Annotated in this window: 16 protein-coding genes and 1 pseudogene; 14 read left to right on the top strand and 3 right to left on the bottom strand. The window is 64.3% G+C overall.

Features of this window, described 5'->3' with window-relative positions; all coding sequences use genetic code 11:
* The first annotated feature begins 552 nt into the window (after nt 1–552).
* The 10 genes and pseudogenes from NA8_RS14105 to NA8_RS14060 all read left to right on the top strand — a co-directional run bounded on the left by NA8_RS14105 (nt 553) and on the right by NA8_RS14060 (nt 11,226).
* Nucleotides 553–1,749 carry an IS110 family RNA-guided transposase gene (locus NA8_RS14105; RefSeq protein WP_063050839.1) on the top strand — a complete coding sequence of 399 codons (1,197 nt, stop codon included), beginning with the start codon at nt 553–555 and terminating at the stop codon, nt 1,747–1,749.
* Between the two features lie 52 nt (nt 1,750–1,801).
* Nucleotides 1,802–2,200, top strand: coding sequence for a GNAT family N-acetyltransferase (locus NA8_RS14100; RefSeq protein ID WP_063050910.1), 399 nt, complete (start codon nt 1,802–1,804; stop codon nt 2,198–2,200).
* 76 nt (nt 2,201–2,276) lie between these two features.
* Nucleotides 2,277–2,663, top strand: a pseudogene (locus NA8_RS35735) (class I SAM-dependent methyltransferase); the annotation flags it as partial.
* Nucleotides 2,664–2,725: 62 nt separating this feature from the next.
* A complete protein-coding gene (locus NA8_RS35085; protein WP_245663824.1) occupies nt 2,726–3,535 on the top strand; it encodes a P-loop NTPase family protein in 810 nt (269 codons plus the stop codon).
* 669 nt (nt 3,536–4,204) lie between these two features.
* Entirely contained in the window at nt 4,205–5,428 is a 1,224-nt protein-coding gene (locus NA8_RS14085; RefSeq protein ID WP_063050836.1) for a bifunctional 3,4-dihydroxy-2-butanone-4-phosphate synthase/GTP cyclohydrolase II, read from the top strand.
* An 876-nt stretch (nt 5,429–6,304) separates the two neighbouring features.
* Entirely contained in the window at nt 6,305–7,348 is a 1,044-nt protein-coding gene (locus NA8_RS14080) for a porin PorA family protein (RefSeq protein ID WP_063050835.1), read from the top strand.
* Between the two features lie 535 nt (nt 7,349–7,883).
* Complete coding sequence (locus NA8_RS14075; protein ID WP_063050834.1) at nt 7,884–8,999, top strand: DUF3500 domain-containing protein; 1,116 nt, start codon at nt 7,884–7,886, stop codon at nt 8,997–8,999.
* An 84-nt stretch (nt 9,000–9,083) separates the two neighbouring features.
* Nucleotides 9,084–9,899 (top strand): fumarylacetoacetate hydrolase family protein, encoded by an 816-nt coding sequence (locus tag NA8_RS14070; protein WP_245663823.1) that lies wholly within the window; start codon nt 9,084–9,086, stop codon nt 9,897–9,899.
* A gap of 112 nt (nt 9,900–10,011) precedes the next feature.
* Nucleotides 10,012–10,716 carry a 2-keto-4-pentenoate hydratase gene (locus NA8_RS14065; protein ID WP_169810504.1) on the top strand — a complete coding sequence of 235 codons (705 nt, stop codon included), beginning with the start codon at nt 10,012–10,014 and terminating at the stop codon, nt 10,714–10,716.
* Between the two features lie 9 nt (nt 10,717–10,725).
* A complete protein-coding gene (locus NA8_RS14060) occupies nt 10,726–11,226 on the top strand; it encodes a nuclear transport factor 2 family protein (protein ID WP_063050831.1) in 501 nt (166 codons plus the stop codon).
* A 238-nt stretch (nt 11,227–11,464) separates the two neighbouring features.
* Here NA8_RS14060 and NA8_RS14055 read toward each other — a convergent pair whose 3' ends face one another.
* The gene (locus NA8_RS14055) at nt 11,465–13,795 is read right to left on the bottom strand and encodes a thiamine pyrophosphate-binding protein (protein ID WP_063050830.1); all 2,331 of its coding nucleotides are present in this window, start codon (nt 13,793–13,795) and stop codon (nt 11,465–11,467) included.
* A gap of 272 nt (nt 13,796–14,067) precedes the next feature.
* Between NA8_RS14055 and NA8_RS14050 the strand changes: the two genes are divergently transcribed.
* Both NA8_RS14050 and NA8_RS14045 read left to right on the top strand, forming a co-directional pair.
* Nucleotides 14,068–14,577 (top strand): Lrp/AsnC family transcriptional regulator, encoded by a 510-nt coding sequence (locus tag NA8_RS14050; RefSeq protein ID WP_063050829.1) that lies wholly within the window; start codon nt 14,068–14,070, stop codon nt 14,575–14,577.
* Between the two features lie 14 nt (nt 14,578–14,591).
* Nucleotides 14,592–14,801, top strand: a complete 210-nt coding sequence (locus NA8_RS14045) for a fumarylacetoacetate hydrolase family protein (RefSeq protein WP_063050828.1) — start codon at nt 14,592–14,594, stop codon at nt 14,799–14,801.
* A 1,037-nt stretch (nt 14,802–15,838) separates the two neighbouring features.
* On the opposite strand, the gene NA8_RS14040 is transcribed toward NA8_RS14045, so the two are convergent.
* Both NA8_RS14040 and NA8_RS14035 read right to left on the bottom strand, forming a co-directional pair.
* Nucleotides 15,839–17,257 (bottom strand): acyl-CoA synthetase, encoded by a 1,419-nt coding sequence (locus NA8_RS14040; RefSeq protein WP_063050909.1) that lies wholly within the window; start codon nt 17,255–17,257, stop codon nt 15,839–15,841.
* Between the two features lie 375 nt (nt 17,258–17,632).
* Nucleotides 17,633–18,250 (bottom strand): cysteine hydrolase family protein, encoded by a 618-nt coding sequence (locus tag NA8_RS14035; RefSeq protein WP_063050827.1) that lies wholly within the window; start codon nt 18,248–18,250, stop codon nt 17,633–17,635.
* Nucleotides 18,251–18,392: 142 nt separating this feature from the next.
* On the opposite strand from NA8_RS14035, the gene NA8_RS35990 reads away from it, so the two are divergent.
* Together NA8_RS35990 and NA8_RS35725 are read left to right on the top strand one after the other, a co-directional pair.
* Entirely contained in the window at nt 18,393–18,878 is a 486-nt protein-coding gene (locus NA8_RS35990) for a DUF3500 domain-containing protein (protein ID WP_084466784.1), read from the top strand.
* On the top strand, nt 18,857–19,156 hold the full coding sequence (locus NA8_RS35725; protein ID WP_369690256.1) for a fumarylacetoacetate hydrolase family protein: 300 nt from the start codon (nt 18,857–18,859) through the stop codon (nt 19,154–19,156). Before NA8_RS35990 ends, NA8_RS35725 begins: the two co-directional genes overlap by 22 nt.
* Nucleotides 19,157–19,638: the final 482 nt, after the last annotated feature.

Genomic DNA, 19,638 nt, shown 5'->3' with positions numbered 1-19,638 from the left:
TGGGAGGGTAGTGCATGAAGACGGTTGACCCCGCCTTCATGCTGTGTGAGCGATAGTATAGTTATACATCACACACTGCAACTGATATGTCACAGCTGCAACATAGGAATCTCGCCGATCTCAAGTCACCGCCGGGATGCCGGGGTCAGCTGTTGACCGGTTCGGCGCTACAGCTACGGTAAGGCATCACATGGGGTTAGTGACATCACAAATGCAAGCATCGATCCATCCCGGCGACGAGTCCGCGTCACCGTAGAGGCCGGTTTGTGGTGACGTTGACCAGAATCGGTTTCATCGGGGACCCGACACAACACCGGTCCCCGTTACTTTCTTCACGGGCCTTGTACGGGCCCACGGTCGCCAGTCCCGGTATGACTTCTTCCCCCTGTCTTTCTCATGATCCGGGGGGTGGTGTCGCCGGGTGCTGGTGGCGTCGACGGACCGCTGATGGGGACAGGGCTGTGGGTAGGTCTCTTCGTAACGTGGGTGCCGGGCGCTGACGCCAGATCGAGCGGCCGTTCCGGGTTTTCGACGTGATGAGGAACTCTCGAAGTGGCACAGGCGTATGCCGTGTTCTGCGGCGTTGATGTGGGTAGAGGTGAACACCACGCGGTCGGTCTCGACACGACCGGCAAGCGGCTGTTCGACAAGGCACTGCCTAACGACGAGTCACGGCTACGCGCACTGTTCGACCAGCTCGCCGCCCGCGGACCGCTGCTGATCGTGGTCGACCAGCCCAACACCATCGGCGCCTTACCGGTCACCGTCGCGCGCGCCTGCGGCCACGACGTGGCCTACCTGCCCGGCCTGTCGATGCGCCGCATCGCCGACCTCTATCCGGGCCAGGCGAAGACCGATGGTCGTGACGCGTACATCATCGCCGATGCCGCGCGCACCATGCCGCATACGCTGCGCCGGGTCGACACCGGCGACGAAACACTCACCGAACTCGGCGTCCTGGTCGGCTTCGACGACGACCTGGCCGGAGAAGCTACTCGCACCAGCAACCGCATCCGTGGCCTGCTGACCAGCATCCACCCCGGGCTCGAACGCGTGTTGGGGCCTCGGATCTCACATCCTGCGGTTCTGGAGATCTTGTCTCGGTGCGGCGGCACGGCAGGGATCCGAGCTGCAGGCAAACGCAAACTCACCACGATCGCGACGAAGCACGCGCCGCGGATGGGCTCACGCCTGGTCGAGGAGGTCCTGGCCGCCCTGCCCGCACAGACCGTCACCGTTCCCGGCGCGAAGGCCGCCGAGGTCGTGCTGCCGAAACTCGCCGACTCGCTCAAAACCGTCCTGCTGCAACGACAAAGCATCGCCGCTGACATCGAGAGGATGCTCGATGACCACCCTCTTTCCAAGGTCCTGACCTCGATGCCGGGCGTCGGAGTCAGGACCGCCGCCCGCATCCTGCTCGAGGTCGGCGACGGCTCGGCCTTCGCTTCGGCGGGCCACCTCGCCTCCTACGCAGGAATCGCCCCCGTCACCCACAGATCCGGCAGCTCCATCCGCGGCGAATCACCAGCTCGATCAGGCAACCACAAACTTAAACGCGCCCTGTTCCTGTCCGCCTTCGCCGCCCTGCACGACCCGGCAAGCCGCACCTACTACGACCGGAAGCGCGGCGAGGGCAAAAAACACAACGCCGCCCTCATCTGCCTGGCCCGACGCCGCTGCGACGTCCTCTACGCCATGCTCAAAACCAAACAGCCCTACCGAAATCCGCTGGTCCCAGCATCGACGTGATGCCACGATCACGTGACATCACGTCATGACGACCGCACTGAGAGGACGCCGCATGATCGCGGATCTCCGCATCCGTTTCGCTGTCGACGATGAGGTGCTCTCGCGGCTGCACACCGACGCATTCGGCGGTGACCACGTGCCGAGCCCTTGGAAGGCACGCCTGGAACGGCACAGCAGATCGTGGGTCGGTGCTTTCCTCGGCGATCAGCTTGTCGGGTTCGTGCACGCAGTCTGGGACGGAGGTCGGCATGCGTTCCTCCTCGACACCCTGGTCGCCCCCGACTTCCAGTATCAGCGCATCGGAACCAGCCTGGTCACGACACTCGTCAGCGACCTACGCGAACTCGGTATCAAGTGGCTCCACGTCGACTACGAACCACACCACAACAGCTTCTACCGCGACAACTGCGGGTTCCGAACCACCAACGCCGGCCTACGACGACTGAACTGACACCGAACGCCACGACGGCGCAACCAACCATATCCAGCTTGACCAACACCATAGGGACCCCCCGGAAACCACGCCGATGATCGGCGTCTACAGCGTCAACCAGATGGACGACTTCTACGCCGCGCTGGGGCGGGGCGAGGTGAAGCAGACCGGGATCATGAACTACCTGCAACGGTTGTTCATCGCCGACCGGATCCTCCCGGGCGATCGGGTGGTGGATGTGTGCTGCGGGCGCGGCCTGCAATTGCCGCCGCTGTATTGGTATTGCCCGACAGTGGGCAGCTACGTCGGCCTCGACATCAGCCCCGAGAACCTCGAGCAGGCGCGCGGGCGGGTCGCCGAGATGAACGACATCTATCCCGAGGCGCGGTTTCCGATCGAGTTCCATGAGGTGGACGTCGCCGGACCGTGGCCGCAGCTCGAACCGGCTGATGCGGCGGTGTACACCTCGGCGCTGGAGCATCTTCCGCGGGAGCTGGGATCGCGAGCCTCGAACGCACCGCGGCCGCGCTGGCCGAGGACGGCGTGCTGTACCTGTCGACACCGAACACTCCGGCAACCCCGCCGCGCCGGTTGCAGCACCGGGTGCACGTCTACGAGTGGTCACACGAGGAACTGGCTGCGGTACTCGAACAGGCCGGGCTGGTGGTGCGCAATATCGTCGGAATCCTGCCGCCGGCGACCACCGAGGCCAGCGAACAGGCGGTGAAACAGCGGTGGGGCTCCGGGGCACCGGAGTTCTACGGGCACATGGCCGACAACACCCCGGCCCCGCTGCTGGGCCCAGTCACCGCGACCGCGCTGGACACCGCGGCCAGCGAAGTGCTGTACGTGTGCGCGCGAGCGAGCAATGATCACATCCACGCGAAAACCGTTGTGGGTCAGTATAGAAGGGCGCACAGCGGTGTCGGAAAGACGACCACGGCCCGCGCGGTGGCCGCCATGCTCGGTCCGCGATGTCTGCTGGTGGACGAACTCACCGATCAGCCCGGCGACGCGCTCCCCGGGCTGGTGATCGCCGCACTGCAGACCGTGGGCGGCGGCGACGTTTTCCTGTGCACCGGCCACCCGGTCGCGGAGACCCTCGCGTTCCTCGCATTTCAGGTCCATAAGGCCGAGCGTCTGGCGGGCCGTGACTTGAGCGGAGTCGAAGTGATTCTCAAGGATCGTGGTGTCGATACCGTCGCAACGTGCCAGGCCGCGATTCTGTGCCCCCAGCACCCGAGGTGCGGATGGAATCCGTTGTGCAGCATGCGTTGTCGAGCCTTCGCCGGTGGACTGTGTTTCCGGTCCACGGTCGGCAGATCGTTCCTCGTGCAGTGGTCGCCGCGATGACGCAGAACCGCGTTACGGATGTGTCCTTCCCCGGCGTGCGGGCGGGACAGTATGCGCAGCCGTTCGCGACAGGCGCCGCTCCTGGCGTGCACTACGGATACGGCGTCGCGGTGGTCGACGGTCCGTCCGACGAGGTGGCGCTGCCGGTGGGAAGTTTCGGCTGGGACGGTATCGGCACCCGGCGCTTCTGGGCGGTCCCCGCGTTGCGTACAGCGCTCGTTATGCTGATTCCGGGGATCGGCGCATGTGCCGACGCAACGCACCGGGAGATCGAGGCGCTGGTTGCCGGCTGCGAGAACGGCGCGGTGAGCTGGCCATCTTCGAAAGGCTGCCGGCCGCGATACAGGCGTTGCCTAATTCCCCGTCATGAGCGGCCGAGCTCGAGGTGTCGTACTATCAGGGCTGTTCTCCGACCTGAGCGGCCATCGCCGACGTTTGCTCTGAAAAGTATCAGAGGCTATCGTGTGGTGTATCACACGCGGGAGCATGTCGGTAAATCGCTGGCCTCGCGGACCTCGCCTGCCGCGTTTGTATGCGCGAAATCGGATTGCGCTCATCGAGAGGAATAGCTGTGGTGGATCTGTCGACTTTCGATGACATTCGAAGCGTGTTCCGCTGTCGGTACTTCGACACCGGCACTCATTCCGCCACGATCGGAGGCCTTGCGTGATGTCTGTCCAGGGTGCCCGGGCGGTGCAGCAAGCGGTTGCGGCTCTCGCGGCGGGCCGGATGGTCGTGCTGATCGACGACGCGGACCGCGAGAACGAGGGTGACCTGGTCGCGGCTGCCGAGTTGATCACCGAGGCGCAGACGGCGTTTCTCGTTCGCCACGCAACCGGAATCGTCTGCGCTCCGATGCCCGCGCCGCGTGCCGATGCATTGCAGTTGCCGCCGATGGTTGCGGACAATACCGATCCGCATGGCACCGCCTTCACTGTGAGCGTGGACAGGGTCGGCACCGGGACCAGTGGTTCGGCCGCAGGACGCACCGCTACGCTGCGTGCGCTCGCCAGTGAGGACACTCGTCCTGAGAGTCTGCGCCGTCCAGGTCATATCTTTCCGTTGCGCGCGCGTGAAGGTGGTGTGCTGATCAGGGCGGGGCACACCGAGGCGACGGTCGATCTGCTCAAGCTGGCAGGCTTGTCGGGAGTCGGGGTCATAAGCGAACTCGTCAACGAGGGCGGCGGTATGCAGACACGGGCGGAGCTGATCGAGTTCGCCCGTAGACACGAGCTACCGGTCTTGCACATCGCCGATCTGGTCAGATACCGACGTGCCGGCGAGCAACTGGTCGAGCCCGGGGTCGCTGTTCGGCTGCCACTGGAGGTGGGGAACTTTCGCGCGGTCGCATACCGAAGCATCCTGGATGGCACCGAGCATCTTGCATTGTTCATGGGGGATGTCGGTGCAGCGTCCCGCTCGGACAATGGCGTGCTTGTGCGCGTACACAGCGAATGTCTTACAGGAGACATATTCGGCTCTCTGCGCTGCGATTGCGGAACTCAGCTCGAGCAGGCTCTAGATATGATCGCGACCGAGGGCTGTGGCGTCGTGGTGTATCTGCGGGGGCATGAGGGTCGACGTATCGGTCTCGCACATAAGATTCGCGCATACGCGTTACAGGAGGACGGCCTCAATACCATCGATGCCAACCTCGAGCTCGGTTTGCCGGTGGATTCACGGAACTACGGCGTGGGAGCGCAAATCCTGAGTGACCTCGGCGTTCGCCGAATCCGGTTGATCACGAACAACCCGGCGAAGTATGGCGGCTTGGAGGGATACGGCCTGGAGCTGGTGGGGCGGGTAGCCGTGCCGGCATCGGTCAATTCGCACAATCTGCATTACCTCCGCACGAAGCGCGACCGTATGGGGCACGACCTCGTCGTGGGGTGAAAGGCGGCGCTGCGGATCGGCGTGGAGCTGTCCGTCCGACCTCGTCGAGCACGGCGCAATGAGAAAGTCGGGAAGCGCGGGGTCTCCGCGCTTCCCGACTTTCAACTGCCAGCCCGGGGAACTGACGATTTCCGCTGTGGCCCATGGCTTACGAGGGTGCTGGTCCGGTATCGGGTATCCACCGTCGGCGGGTGCCTCCGGCACAGGGTCCAGATCCTCCCCGGGCAGCGCCGGCGCCATCGACCCCTCTAGGACTACGCCGAGCACCCACTCGGGAAGCAGGGAGCCCACATATAAGGCGTTGGCGCCGCCCATCGACGTCCCGAGGAGGTAGAAAGGTCCGCCGACCAGCTTCTCGACCGCCACAGCGATAGTGGTCCGAGCGTGCCCTGGCGAGTGCGTTCGGTGACGTCATTGCGCTCACTCCATCCGGGCGGGTCGATTTCGATCACGCGGTGGCGCGTCGCAAGCTCGTCCTTCGCCGTCGACATTTCCAGTCCGCCCGACCCCGGTAGGGAAACGATCGTGGTTTCCGCATGGTCTGGCCCGGTCTCGGCATAGTCGAGGGTGTACGAGCCGGCGGTCACGGTGCTTTTGTGGAACCGGACACCGGGGAGTCCGCGTCATTGCTCATCTCCGAACGCTGATCGGTCGACGGGCAGAATTGGCGTCGCGCCCTCGAGGCTTCCCCCTTCTCGCCGTCGATTCCCAGCAGCTATTCCGTCCTACGGAACAAGTCGATGCACTGAAATAGCCTATTGACTGTGTGTAACATCACAACTTATGATCTGGCACATCATCCCGCCAAGCGGGTGACCGCCCCGGTCGATGAGCCGTTCCGAGGCCCGGGATCCAACGAGTCGGAAGACGAAATCCATGAAGATCCGCCGAACTTCCATTGCTCTCGCCGTCTTGGGAGCCCTGCTGATAGCCGGCGCCGTCGTGCTTCGGTTCGTCGTCGCGCCGTCGGCTTCGAAATTGCCGGCCAACCTCGACGCCGTCTCACATTTCAGTGGGACGGGAACGTTGATGAACCCGACTGCATTCCAATCGGGTGATCTCGCCCAGGCGATTGCCAAGGATGTGCCGGTCACTGTCGAGCAGCACATCCGTGTCGCGCAGACGCGCGGCGACACGGCGGTGCTCGACGTGGACATCACGGTTCGCGGGCCGGGCGGGCTGGAGATTCCCGCGAAATACACATATGCGTTGAACCGCTCGACCATGGACCCGGCAACTCCTCCGGACGGAGTGAAAGTCAACACGCACACGGGCTATGTCGGGGCATTTCCGCCCAACCTTGCCGCCGACGGGAAGTACTCCTTCTACGACGCCTTCACCGCACGCGCGTATCCGATGAATTTTGCTGCGTCCAGCAGGGTCTCGGATCGGGACGCGCTCGTCTACACCGTCGACGCTGCCGGGGCCGTTGCAGACCCTGGACTGTTGCAGGCATTGCCGCCGGCCCTGCCCAAGGCCGCGGTCGCGCAGTTGGCGGCCATGCAAGCCGGCGGCGGGTCCGCTCTCTCTCCGGAACAGGTTGCCGGGATGCCCGACCTTGTTCCCGTGCAGTATCGGGCGCAGACCGACTACGGATTCTCCCTGGACAAGACGCTGTCGATGCCACTTGGCGGTTCCCTGAAGCAGCAGATCGTCGCGAATATCGACGTCGCCGGACATCCCACGCCGTTACTGCCCGTCATGGCCGTCGACGTCCAGCTGGACCCCGAGGATGTGGCTCACGCTGTCGACCAGGCGAAGACGGCAGCGCGGCTGCTCATGGTGATATCCGAGCTACTGCCCGCGGCGGCGGCGGTCGTCGGGCTCGTACTGATCGTTATCGCGGTCATCCGGCGGAAGCCTCGCGACGAGGGGCCTGTGAAGCCTGATTCGTCGACTGCTGTCGGGGCGGAGGTGTGATCGGCGAGCGCGCAGCGCTCTAGATCGCACTGGGCCATCTCTCATTTCACCGAGGCAGGCTCGCGTCGAATGTCGATCGCCAAGGACATGCTGGCGCAGCGGCATCGCGTGGTCGAGATTAACCCGCCGGGCTGGGGGCGAGCGCGACGACGTCACCACCCGCTACCACCGCCCGCGGGGCGTCGCGGTGAAGGTCTGGTTCAGCGCCTCGGGTGAGTAGTAAGAGTTCATGCAACTGAACGCGACCTTCACAGGATCGTCCTCTCGTCGATAGGAGGGTAGTGCGGGGGTACTACAGCTATACATCACACTATGCAACTGATATGCCACATTGCGATCAGTGGCGTCGTACCGATCTCGCGTCACCGCCCGGTTGCCCAGGTCGGCCGTTGACCACGATCCGCCGCTACGGCTACGGTAAGACATCACATAGGGTTAGTGACATCACAAAAGGTAAGCGTCGATCCACCCCGGGCGACGAGTCCGGACCCATGTAGCCATCTCTCCAGACCGCTCGTGAGGCAAAGGAGCCAGAATGACGACAATCGACCGCCCTGAGGACGGAGCCGGGTTCGCGACGACCTTGGCCTTGTTCAGCGCCATGACGCTGTTCGACTCGTTCACGGCGGCGCAACGTGAACGGGCGGTCCTGCCGTTCGACTCCGAAGATCGCGACAACTGGGACTTCCTGCCGGCATGCGGTCGCGAGGGCCTGTCGCTGCGCGACATGACCGTCGACCAGCAGATCATGGTCCACCAACTCGTCGGGGAATGCCTGCGGCCGGAAGCCTATGCGAAGGTCGCGACGACGATGAATCTCGAGCACGTCCTGCGCCAACTCCAGGCGAAGGTCTTCGGATTGTCGACCAGCGCTTTCCGTGATCCGTTCCGCTACGTATTCAGCTTCTTCGGCAAGCCCGAGTTGGATCAGACCTGGGGATGGCGGCTGGTGGGCCATCACCTGTCGCTGAGCTTCACCTGCGTGCAACAGCGCTGGCTCGCCTCGACGCCGATGATGATCGGCGCGGAGCCGGGTCGCTTCTCGACACTGCGGCACCTCTCGGAGGAGGAAGACCTCGGGTTCGAGCTGCTGGGCGCCCTGACCGCGAGGGAACGCGATCAGGCGATCATTCATGATGTGTCGCCGACCGATTTCGTGACCAAGAGCGTGCGCACGATTTCGGACACCGAAGTACCGGGTTGGCACCCTACGGGCCGATACGACCTCGTGATCGGCGACAAGGACCGCGAAGCACTCACGTTCTCCAAGGCACATCCCCGCGGAATCCCCTACGGCGAGCTGACCGGCACGGCCCAGCAAGCGTTCAAAGACCTGCTCTCGTGCTACGTCGACCGGCTGCAGCCTGACCTGGCGGCTCAGGAGTGGAAACGCATCGAAAAGCACGGCCTCGATGGTCTTCACTTCGCGTGGGCGGGCGGCACGGACCACAGCAAGGGGCACTACTACCGTGTTCAGGGCCCGGTCACCCTGATCGAGTTCGACAACAGCGAGGACAACGCGAACCACATCCACACCGTGTGGCGCGACCTCACGAACGACTTCGGCCGGGATCTGCTGATGGAGCACCTGCTGCACGACCACGTGGGCGCGGAGCACGACCACGTGGGAGCGGAGCACGACCATGACTGACTCCGATGCGCGACGGGGACGAAGGAGTTTTTCGCCATGCGGTTGACATCTTTCAGAATTGGCGACCGCGAGAGCTTGGGCATTGTGGACGGTGAGAGCGTGATCGATATCGGCTCCAGGCTGGGATATTCCGATCTGCGCCGGCTGCTCCAGGACCAGCGGCTCGCCGACTGCGCGGACCTTGCCGGGGAAGCGCCGGACCACGCGCTGCGGGATATCGTCTTCGATCCGGTCGTCCGCCGGCCGGCCCACATCTTCTGCGTGGGGGCGAACTATGCGGACCACCGCCGCGAAGTCGCCGATTCGGGAATTCCGCGACCCGAGACCGAGCATCCCACGATCTTCACCAGGTTCCCGGAAACGATCCGGGGTCACCGGCGAGACCTGGTCAGGCCACACGGCACCGACAGCTTCGACTTCGAGGGTGAACTCGCGGTGATCATCGGAACAGGAGGTCGGCGCATCCGCCGGGACGATGCGCTGCGCCATGTCGCCGGCTATTCCTGTTTCAACGACGGGAGCATTCGGGAATGGCAGTTCCACACGTCCCAGGTCACCGCCGGCAAGAACTTCGCCGACACCGGTAGCCTCGGGCCGTGGCTGGTGACGGCCGACGAGGTGGCCGATCCCCACCGGCTGGACATCCAGACCCGGCTGAACGACGCAGTGGTTCAACAGGCTTGCACGAGCCAGTTGATATTCGACATTCCCACAATTATCGCCTATGTGTCCACACTTGTTCCGCTCGAGCCGGGTGACGTGATCGCGACCGGCACGCCGAGCGGGGTGGGATTCGCGCGAAAACCCCAGCTGTTCATGCGGCCGGGGGATACCTGCGAAGTCACCGTGCAGGGAATCGGCACCCTGCGGAACACCATCGTCGACGAATGCCCGGAGTGATGATATGACAAGCAGTATGTCCACCGACGTGCCCGATGAAGTGCTCGAGTTCCTGGACGGCCACGACATGTGGCACGAACCGTATCGCGATCTTCTGTCCCTTCGTCCGAACATGACCGTGGGCGAGGCGTACCGGTGCCAGTTCGCCCTGATGGACCGGCGTGCCGCGACAGGCGACGCGATTGTGGGCTACAAGGCCGCCGGTACCACGCGGTCGGCGCGGGAGTTGCTGGGCGACGGCATTTCGCCGGTCGTGGGGACGCTGATGCGGTCTGTCCTGATGGATGAGGGCGCGACGTTCGCCGTCCGGCCGGGAAAGACCTTCATCGAGGCGGAGATCGCCGTGCTCCTCGGACGTGACCTCAGCGGACCCGGGGTCACCTACTTCGACGCCATCTCGGCGATCGAAGGTTACCTCCCCGCGATGGAGATTTCCCCGTGGTCGCCGGCCGTTCTGGCGAAGAAGCGGAGCCAGCAGCATCTGCTGGCCACGCAGAAGACCACCGGGAGCATCGTCGTCGGACGCTCCGTGGCGCGGCCGTCCATCGACCTGCGGTACGAGGGTGCGGTCGTCGAGGTGAACGGAGAGGTCGTCGCCACCGGCGCCGGCGCCGAGGTGATGGGCGATCCAATCAACGTTGTGGTGGCTCTGGCGAACAATCTCGCGAAGTTCGGCCGCGCGCTGCGCGCCGGCATGATCGTCATGACCGGATCGGTCGCGGAGCCGCTGCCGGCCGACGAGAACCTCACCGAGGCGCGAGTGACCTTTTCCCGGCTCGGCAGCCTCGGGGTTCGTTTCGTGGGAACCGATCGATAAGGATGGCAGATGGACTGGCGTAATCTGGTGGCGGCGTCCGGATCGGACGACGCGACGACGTTGTGGGGGCAACTGTGGGCGCTCGAATGCGCGTATTGGGACGACGTCGACTTCAACCACGGCGAACAGGCGCCGCAGTTCTATACCGAAGACGGCCTGTTCGACATCGGCGTAACCGGTTCACGCATGAAAGGCCAGGAAGCCATCGCGCGCTTCTACAAGAACAGGAAGGCACTCGGCACCCGTACGACGCTACACCTCGTCGCGAACTTCACGCTGGTCGAATGGTCCACCGAATGGGCGCGAACCCGCTCGATCATGTCTCTCTACGGGGCCGATGGTCCCGCGCCGCGAAAGTCCGCGCCGGCCATCATGACAGCGGTATCGGCGAACGCTTACGTGCGTACCCGGGAGCGGCAGTGGCGAGTTTCGGAGCGCGTATTCGCGCCGTACTTCACCGACGATGAAGGATTGCCTCTCCAACGCATTCGTGATCAAAGTTCGCCATAGAAACGCGCAGCGATCTGCCCGTACGAGTCACAATGAGGTGCTCGACAATGTGCGATGGACATCACGATCCGCAACCCGTCCAGATGCGGGAACAGGTCCGAGATCAGAACACCCGCGACATGATGAACTATCAACCGCCCCTTCGCATCCCGAACAGGTCAAATCCGATGACAAGGACGCCGCGATCATCGCGTCGAGCGTCATTGGGGCTGGTCCTTTTCGGGGGTCGTGAGCCTGCTCAGAGAATGTCGAGGGCGGCGCGCACGATGCTGTCGGTGTCGATGCTGTGGTATCGGTAGACGTCGTCGAGACAGCCGACCTGCCCGAATTGTGTGACGCCCAGTGCCGTGTGGCGCACACGATTGATCCCAGCCAGGAACGCGAGGGTATGTGGGTGACCGTCGAGGACGGTCAGTAGCGGAGTGGCGCGATCGGCGGGAAAGAGCTGATCGAGTATCCATGTTTCGCCTGTGCTGCGGCCCTGGCGTGCTTGAACCGCGCGGAACAGCAGGCCCGGGCTGGTGATGCAAACAACATCGGTCGGGATGCCGGACAGCGTGAGTCGTTCGGCGGCCTCGATAGCCTCGGTCATCAGTGCGCCCATAGCGGCGATGGTCACTTTGGTGTCGTCGTGATGGATCAGCGGGTATCCACCCGCGACGACCTGTCGGCGGCGGCGTTCACGTGCTGCGGGGTCGGCCGGAACCGCGGCCAGTGTCTGATCGACGGGCCGGGTCGACAGCCGCAGGTAGGCCGACGTGCCGCCGGGGCGGCCGAGCCGGGCGAGGCAGGCGAGCAGAGTCCACTCGACATCGAGGGAGAATGCCGGTTCGTAGCTGATGCAGCCGGGTTGTTCGAGACCGATCGATGGTGTCTTGATGGATTGGTGGGCTCCGCCTTCGGCAGCCAGAGTGACTCCGGACGGGGTGCCGACCAGAATGGATTGACCGCCGGCGTAGATGCCGTACGACCACGGCTCGAGCGCACGCTCTACGAAAGGGTCGTAGAGGACTCCGATGGGCAATAGCGGCTGTCCCCATCGACTCCACGTGGCACCGAGTTCACCGATGAGGCCGACGAGGTTGGTTTCGGCGATGCCCAACTCCATATGCTGGCCGGTGGGCCGTTCGCGCCAATGGAGGATGGTTTCGGCGTCGTCCGCGAACCAGTCGTGCCGCTCGACCGAGGACCACACCCCCACCTTGTTCACCCACCCGGCGAGGTTGGTTGTCGAACTGACATCCGGACTCACGGTCACGACTCTCTTCGCGGCGTCGGGTGCTGCGCGTGTCAGGTCCAACAGCACCCGGCCGAGTGCTGACTGGGTGGTCGCGGTCCCTTTCGGTGTGCGGCCGAAATCAGATGGAATCGCCAAAGGCTGAGCTGGGGTGACCGGATCACGTCGCAGCCGCGCCGCGACGGCTTCACACACGCGGCCAACCGCCGTGCTGGCCGCGAACCGCTGCCACGGCTGGTCGGGATCGATGCCCAAGTCGTTTGCCAGGCAGACGTATTCCTGCGTGCTCAATAGCGATGAGTGGTTTTGAGGGTGGCCCTCAGTCGGCAGCCCGTACCCCTTGATGGTGTAGGCGATGATGATCGTGGGCCGGGAATCATCGATCTGCCGGTACGCCGCAGACAGTGCCGCGAGGTCGTGGCCGCCTAGATTGCGGATCGCCGCGGTAAGGGTCTCGTTATCGAGTCCGGCGATCAGCGTCGCGATCTCCGCGCTCGCGCGCCCGTTGCCGGGCAGCCGAATGCGCAGCTCGTCGGCGCTGCAGCGAAGCAGCCGTTGATATTCCGGATTCGGCATATCCAGGATACGAGTCCGCAGTTCAGCCCCACCAGGACGCGCAAATAGCGATTCGAGCAATTGCCCGAATTTGACGGTGATCACTTGCCAACCTGCGGCTTCGAACATCCTCTCGAGCCTGCCTGCCGCTATGTTCGGCACCACACGGTCCAGTGATTGCCGATTGAGATCGACGATCCACACCACCTCGCCCAAGTCGACGATGCCTGGATCGAGAATCGCCTCCCATACCGCGCCTTCGTCGAGTTCAGCGTCGCCGACCAGGGAGTATTGGCGGCCGGTGCCGGCAGCGCCGCCGATGGTATTGACGTAGCGGCGCGCCATCGCACCCCAGATCGGGGCGGTTGCGCCGATACCGACCGACCCCGTCGAGTAATCGACGGGGTCGGGGTCTTTGGCCCGGCTCGGGTACGACTGCAGCCCGCCGAATTCGCGCAACCTGGTCATGTACGACTCGTCGAGCTCGTCCAGCAGGTAATTGATGCTGTGCAGGACGGGGGACGCGTGCGGCTTGACCGACACGCGGTCACCAGGCTGCAGGTGCTCGAACCACAGCGAAGTCATTATCGACACCATCGACGCACACGACGCTTGATGGCCCCCGACCTTGAGCCCGCTCGGATTGGGACGCACCCGATTGGCATGGTGGATCATCGCGGTGGACAGCCACAACACTCGCCGCTCAATAGCTTCGAGTGCTTCGGCGGATGGGTTCCCGAAGATCTCGGCTCCAGAATCGACGGCCGGGGCGCTCATCGCAGTTCTCCTCGCACATTACTTGTCGCGGCCAGGGGCACATGGGCTCTCAGCCGGGGGCACACAGTGATAGAGATCCGGCGGGCTCATGGACGTGGTGCGTCCGAATCGAACTCGGCCGGGCGAACGGGCGGATCGCCCTTCCATAACCGTCCTGTTGTGCAGAACTGCCACAAAGTGCAGCAATCGAACACCTTCTGCGCAATACTTGTTTTTGAAATTGATCAGATTGCACGCGATGAACTCGTCGCGATGGGAGCTGGGTTATCAGAATGCCAAGCACGTACACGATCGACGAGATCGATGCGCGGATCCTGCGCGCACTCACCGACGCCCCGCGAGCGACCGTTCTGGCCCTCGCCGCGGAGACCGGGCTCTCGCGCAACACCGTCCAGGCCCGCCTGAGCAAACTCGACTCATCGGGGTCCCTGCACTCGTTCGAGCGGCGGATCAACCCATTGGCCCTCGGCTACCCGCTGCAAGCATTCGTGCTCACCCACGTCACCCAGCGCAAGCTCGCGTCTGTCGGGGCGGCGCTTGCCGAAATTCCGGAGATCCTCGAGGTGCACGGACTCAGCGGCGTCGCCGATCTGCTCGTTCATGTGGCGGCCCGTGACGCGGACGACCTCTACCGCATAGCTGGTCAGATCCTCGACATCAATGGCGTCAAGCGCACCAACACCGCCCTGGTGATGCGCGAACTTGTCGACTACCGCATCCAACCACTGGTCGTCGCACGTGCGGCTGTGCACGAAGACGGCAAAGACACAGCCACACGGTGATATCACCGATACTCATGTTGTTCGGCTGGCATTCACGAAAGACGGTGCCCGAACTCATCGCGTGGATCTCCGCGATCTGCTCTCTTCTCCCCCGTGACGTGATCTTCACCAGGACCCCGGCCGGGGTTGGCGCCGCTCGCACACCGAAACGATTCCTGTCACCCGGCGCCACGCCCGCCAGCCACGTGGAAGACCTCGGCGACCTCCCCAGCCCTTCGGTCTAGCAGTAGATCTAGCTAACCGTGACGACCGACCATTTCGTCGACGTGCACACACCGATCGCCACGCCACGGTAGCGCAGCGATGAGCGCCTTCCACCGGCGCCGCTGACGGCGCAAGCACAATTGACTTTGCCCTTAATATCGGCAACTATGTGTGACCGGGGAGATCGCGACTGCACCGCTCCGGTGCACCACACCGAGAAGACGCCACGACTCGCACTCTCATCCACGGCGCCCGAGTCGTCACGATGGAACCTGATCGCCCCGACCACGAGCAGCTCGACCCGCTGATCGACGGCGGGGCTCGTCAGCGCGATGGGCAGCGATCTGACCGGCTGGTGACGCGGAGGTCCTCGATCTACCGGGCCGGATAATCATCCCCGGCCTGATCAATGCTCACCTGCACACCTGGCAGACCGGTCTGCGGTCGGTCGGGGCCGACTGGACACCGCTCGGCTACCTCATCAACATGCACGCCAGCGGGGCTGAGCACTTCACCCCCACCGACCTGGGAATCGGCACCGAAGCCGGGGCGTTGAACCAGATCAATTGCGGTACAACCACAGTCGGTGATTGGTGCCACACAACCCCACTCCCGCGCACACCGACGCGGCAGTCCAGGGGCACATGTGCCGCGCGATCACGCCGCCCGGGCATGATATGAGCAAAGGTGCGGCCATCGAGCCAGCACCTTCTCCCTTCCGGTGGTCGGCTTGGGCTCGGCGGCGCAGCACTGAAGTCTATCCGGCTCGAATGTGGCGTTCGCCGTGATCGCCGTGCCCGGCAACGCTTTCGATGGCGGCACCAGGCCGGCAGGATAGCCGAGGAAAACCGCTGCCGCTCACCGCTCTCGACGGTAGCGAAGGTGCTCGAACTTCAACGTGCCGTTGACATTTCGGATATCCACCGGCACGAGCCCATCATCATCGAACCTCGCCGAGTCCTCGGCGGACCTGTGGAACGATCGCACTGGAAGTCTCTTTTCGATCTGGTCCAGATTTTGCACCCAACCTGCAGCAGCCTCTGACGACCTCTGGCTTTCATGGCTTGTTTCCTCGGTTCTGGATAGGCCGTGCGGGGTAGAGCAGGCTTTTCTGAACCTTGCCCATCGCATTGCGTGGAAGGGATTCGACGCGGTGTATCTCTCGCGGCCGCTTGTGGATCGAGAGCGTCTCGGCGACGAAGTCGATCACAGTCCGTTCATCGGGTGGGTCGCCGACGACGAAAGCTACGATGCGTTGCCCGAGGTCAGGGTCGGCAACCCCGACGACCGCCGCCTCGCTGATCCCGGGATGAGCCAGCAATGCCTGTTCGACTTCGCCAGCGCCGATTCGGTAACCACCGGATTTGATCATGTCCATCGCCTCTCGCCCCGCTATCCGGTGGAAACCCTCTGCATCGATGGCCGCGATATCACCTGTCCGGAACCAGCCGTCGCCGGTCATCACCTCGGCGGTGCGTTGTGGGTTGTTCAAATAACCGTCGAATAGAACGGTGCCGTAGATTTCCAGTTGTCCCAAAGATTCTCCGTCGTGCGGACACAGATCGCCCGATTCGGCGCGCAGCCGCGTCCGTACTCCGTCGAGTGGCAGCCCGACCCAGCCCGGACGGCGCTCACCGTCGCAGCGGGTGCTGACCGTGATCAGTGTCTCGGTCATGCCGTAGCGCTCGACCGGCCGGATGCCGGTAAGTTGGGCCAACTGCTCGAAGACCGGTACTGGCAGGGGCGCGCTCCCGGATACCAGTAGCCGGGCGGTGGACAGTGCCCGCGCCGAATCGCGATCCGCGCACACCCGCGACCAAACCGTCGGCACACCGAAGTACAGGGTGCCGGCCGCCGCCGCGTAGCGGTCGGGTGACGGTCTCAGGGTGTGCACAAGGGGGGAGCCGACTCGGAGAGCACCCAGCACTCCGAGCACCAACCCATGCACATGGAACAGCGGGAGCCCATGTACGAGAACGTCTTCGGAAGTCCATTTCCACGCCGCGGCGAGCGCGTCGATGTCGTCGGCGACCGCCCGGCGAGACACCACGACCCCCTTGGGTGCGCCTGTCGTGCCGGATGTGTACATGATCAGCGCGGTGGCGGACGGATCCCGCTCGGGGTAGACAGTGGCCGAACGCGCGGTGGTCTCGATCGGCACCGTGGGCAGATCGAGACCCTGTTGCGATTCGCCGAGCCACAGTTCCGCATTCGAGTCGTTGAAGATGTGCGCCCGTTCGGTCGGACCGGAGTCGGGGGGTACAGGAACGACCGGCACACCAGCCAGCAGACAGCCGGCAACGGCGATCACCGTGGTCACGTCTGCCCGAGCGTCCATAGCTACGCATCGGCTGCCGGTGATGCGGTCGGCCAACGCGGTGGCGGCGCCGTGCAGTTGCTCCCAACTCATCGACCGGTCGCCGATGGTCACAGCCGGGGTGGCCGAGTTTTCTCCCGCGTGCAGGGCGGTGAGCAGAGGCTCCGTTGTCCCCCTACCGAGCCTGTCCCCTTCGCGGCCCGAGCGGGCTTCGGCTGTACCGGTTGGATTCATGACAAGTCCCTTCTCCACGCCGGACCCGAACAGGTCGTTCGGTCGGCCGATGCACTGGCAGACGAGTGCGTGGCTGTAATCGTTTGCGTTCGGGGTGAACGAGTATGTGGGTATGGCCTGCGGGCTCGACGTGACGTCGGCGCCGCGGAAGATGTCGACAATGGTGATGGCTGTTCTCCTGTGGCGCACGACGGCAGCACGTCCCAGGACGCCGCGAGGATCGACCCCTACGACCCGGACTATCGCCGGTACCTCGACGGCTCGAGCGCGTCTTGCTCGACGCCTGATCCGGCTCGACGGTCAGGCGCCCGCAGCTGGTGGCGTGCACGCTGCCAGCAGCTCGTCGCTGGTCACGACCTCGGCGAGCAGGCCCATTGTCTCGAGCGACGCCTTGTGTGCGCTCTGCGAGAAGGTCGCGGACGCGTCGGAAAGGATCAGCGTGCGGTAGCCGAGGTCGGCGGCCTCCCGCGCGGTCCCCTCAACGGTGAGGTTGGTCGCCACCCCGAAGATCGCGACGGTGTCGACGCCCGCTCCGCGCAGCACCGCGTCGAGCAGGGTGCCGTGGAAGGCGGATGTCCGCTGGTGCGTCAAGACGAAGTCACTGGCTTGCGGCTTGACCTCATCGATGATGGCCGCGCCCGGCGTTCCCTCGACCAGCATGCCCTCCCGCTTGACCAAGTCCTGGTGGGGTGCGTTCCCGACCATGTCGGGATAGCCTGGCTGGTAAGCGATTCGCGTGTACACGACCTTCACGCCCGCGGCACGGGCGCCGTCGAGCACGCGCAGTATGACGCCCTGGAAGCTGGCTCGTTGCGGCTCCGTGGGGAAGAAGGCGGCGAAGGGGGGATCGGCGCCGACGATGTCGTTCTGCAGGTGCGCTGCCACGATCGCGGTGCGCTTAGGATCCAGCGGGGTCATGACGAAGTCCTCTCATCGGTGTGCCGTGGGGCATCATCGGTCGGCCTCTAGTTGTGATATTTTATGGACTATCAAAAAACTACTTGATCCGCGATGTGAAATATCATACTGGTACGCACACTGAGTCCACGATCGAACCAGCATCCGGCCGGCTGGTCGGCCAAACCACCTGTCGCTCAACTTCACGTTCGTCCAGCAACGCTGGCTCGCGGCGACGCCCATGCTGCTGGGCGCCGAGCCCGCGCGATTCGCGACGTGGCGGCCCCTGGCCGACGAGGAAGACCTCGGCTTCGCACTACTCGGCGCGCTCTCGCCGACCGAGCGAGACGACGCAGTCATCCGTCCGGTGTCGCCGACCGATTTCGTGACCAAGAGCGTCCGGCGCATCGGCGACACCGAAGTCCCTGGCAGCCACGTCGTCGGACGTTACGACCTGGTCATCAGCGCTGAGCGGGCGTGGTCGGCGGTCTCCCATTTCGCGGCGGCCAACGACTTCACCGTGTTGGACTTCATGTCGGCGGACCCATCATTGACCAGGACTAACGGATGTGACGGGTTCACCCGGTCGGGCCACTGGTCGATGCCCGCACCGTCGACCCGGACCCACTGGAGATCCGCACGACGGTGAACGGTGAACAACGCCAGCGCGACCACGCCAGCACGCTCCTGTTCCCGTTCGCGGACCTGGTCAGCGACCTCTCCCACATCATGACCCTCGAACCCGGCGACGTCGTCCTGTCACCATCGGTCCCCGCCCCACGCGGCGGCACCAGCATCACACCGATCGCCGACCCACCAGCACGAGGCCGTCCCGGTCCTCACCCTCCCGATCACCCACCCCACCCGACACCTGCCCAGCGAGGTCAGCTGCCCCAGTCAGGATCTCGCCCATCGTCTCCCGCGTGATCGCCAACCGCGACAACTGCTGCTCCTCGGCAGCCAGCCGCGCGCTCAACTCCGCGATCTCCCGCCGCAGCTCCTCGGCCAGTTCCCGGGCCGCACCTCCCGCCGCTCCATCTCCTCGAGCCACGACGTCATCACCCCCTCCACCAACACCCACACCCGAGGTCAGAAGCCCAACCCCTCCCACAGCCCACCGCATTTCACCTGCTCACAGCATGATCAACCGTCACTCAAAACGAGCTACATCCATCTTGCATCGTGTCACCCCTCAACACTTACACGGTAGGGCGGAGTTATGATATTTTATACATAGGAGCTTGAAATCTCACAACGCTCGCTGTCATGGAGGAGGCCTGGAGTGGGTCAGGGCACGTACCCGAAGGGGCTGCGGGCTGGACGGCGGCGGAACCTGCATTTTCGGGCAGGCGCTGGCGGCGGAAGCGGTTATAGGCCGCGGGCTCGGGCAGGTGCCGACTCGAGGTACG

Origin of the sequence: Nocardia arthritidis NBRC 100137 (assembly GCF_001612765.1) — a bacterium.
Lineage (GTDB): Bacteria > Actinomycetota > Actinomycetes > Mycobacteriales > Mycobacteriaceae > Nocardia > Nocardia arthritidis.
The sequence above is the reverse complement of the archived record's forward strand: the minus strand, read 5'-3'. Positions and strand labels throughout refer to the sequence as shown.

What these genes read in the sequence shown, in the direction of transcription:
- NA8_RS14100 (WP_063050910.1), top strand. Translation starts at nt 1,802, where the DNA reads ATGATCGCGGATCTCCGCATCCGTTTCGCTGTCGACGATGAGGTGCTC.
- NA8_RS14085 (WP_063050836.1), top strand. Translation starts at nt 4,205, where the DNA reads ATGTCTGTCCAGGGTGCCCGGGCGGTGCAGCAAGCGGTTGCGGCTCTC.
- NA8_RS14080 (WP_063050835.1), top strand. Translation starts at nt 6,305, where the DNA reads ATGAAGATCCGCCGAACTTCCATTGCTCTCGCCGTCTTGGGAGCCCTG.
- NA8_RS14075 (WP_063050834.1), top strand. Translation starts at nt 7,884, where the DNA reads ATGACGACAATCGACCGCCCTGAGGACGGAGCCGGGTTCGCGACGACC.
- NA8_RS14065 (WP_169810504.1), top strand. Translation starts at nt 10,012, where the DNA reads ATGACCGTGGGCGAGGCGTACCGGTGCCAGTTCGCCCTGATGGACCGG.
- NA8_RS14060 (WP_063050831.1), top strand. Translation starts at nt 10,726, where the DNA reads ATGGACTGGCGTAATCTGGTGGCGGCGTCCGGATCGGACGACGCGACG.
- NA8_RS14055 (WP_063050830.1), bottom strand. Translation starts at nt 13,795, where the DNA reads ATGAGCGCCCCGGCCGTCGATTCTGGAGCCGAGATCTTCGGGAACCCA.
- NA8_RS14050 (WP_063050829.1), top strand. Translation starts at nt 14,068, where the DNA reads ATGCCAAGCACGTACACGATCGACGAGATCGATGCGCGGATCCTGCGC.
- NA8_RS14045 (WP_063050828.1), top strand. Translation starts at nt 14,592, where the DNA reads ATGTTGTTCGGCTGGCATTCACGAAAGACGGTGCCCGAACTCATCGCG.
- NA8_RS14035 (WP_063050827.1), bottom strand. Translation starts at nt 18,250, where the DNA reads ATGACCCCGCTGGATCCTAAGCGCACCGCGATCGTGGCAGCGCACCTG.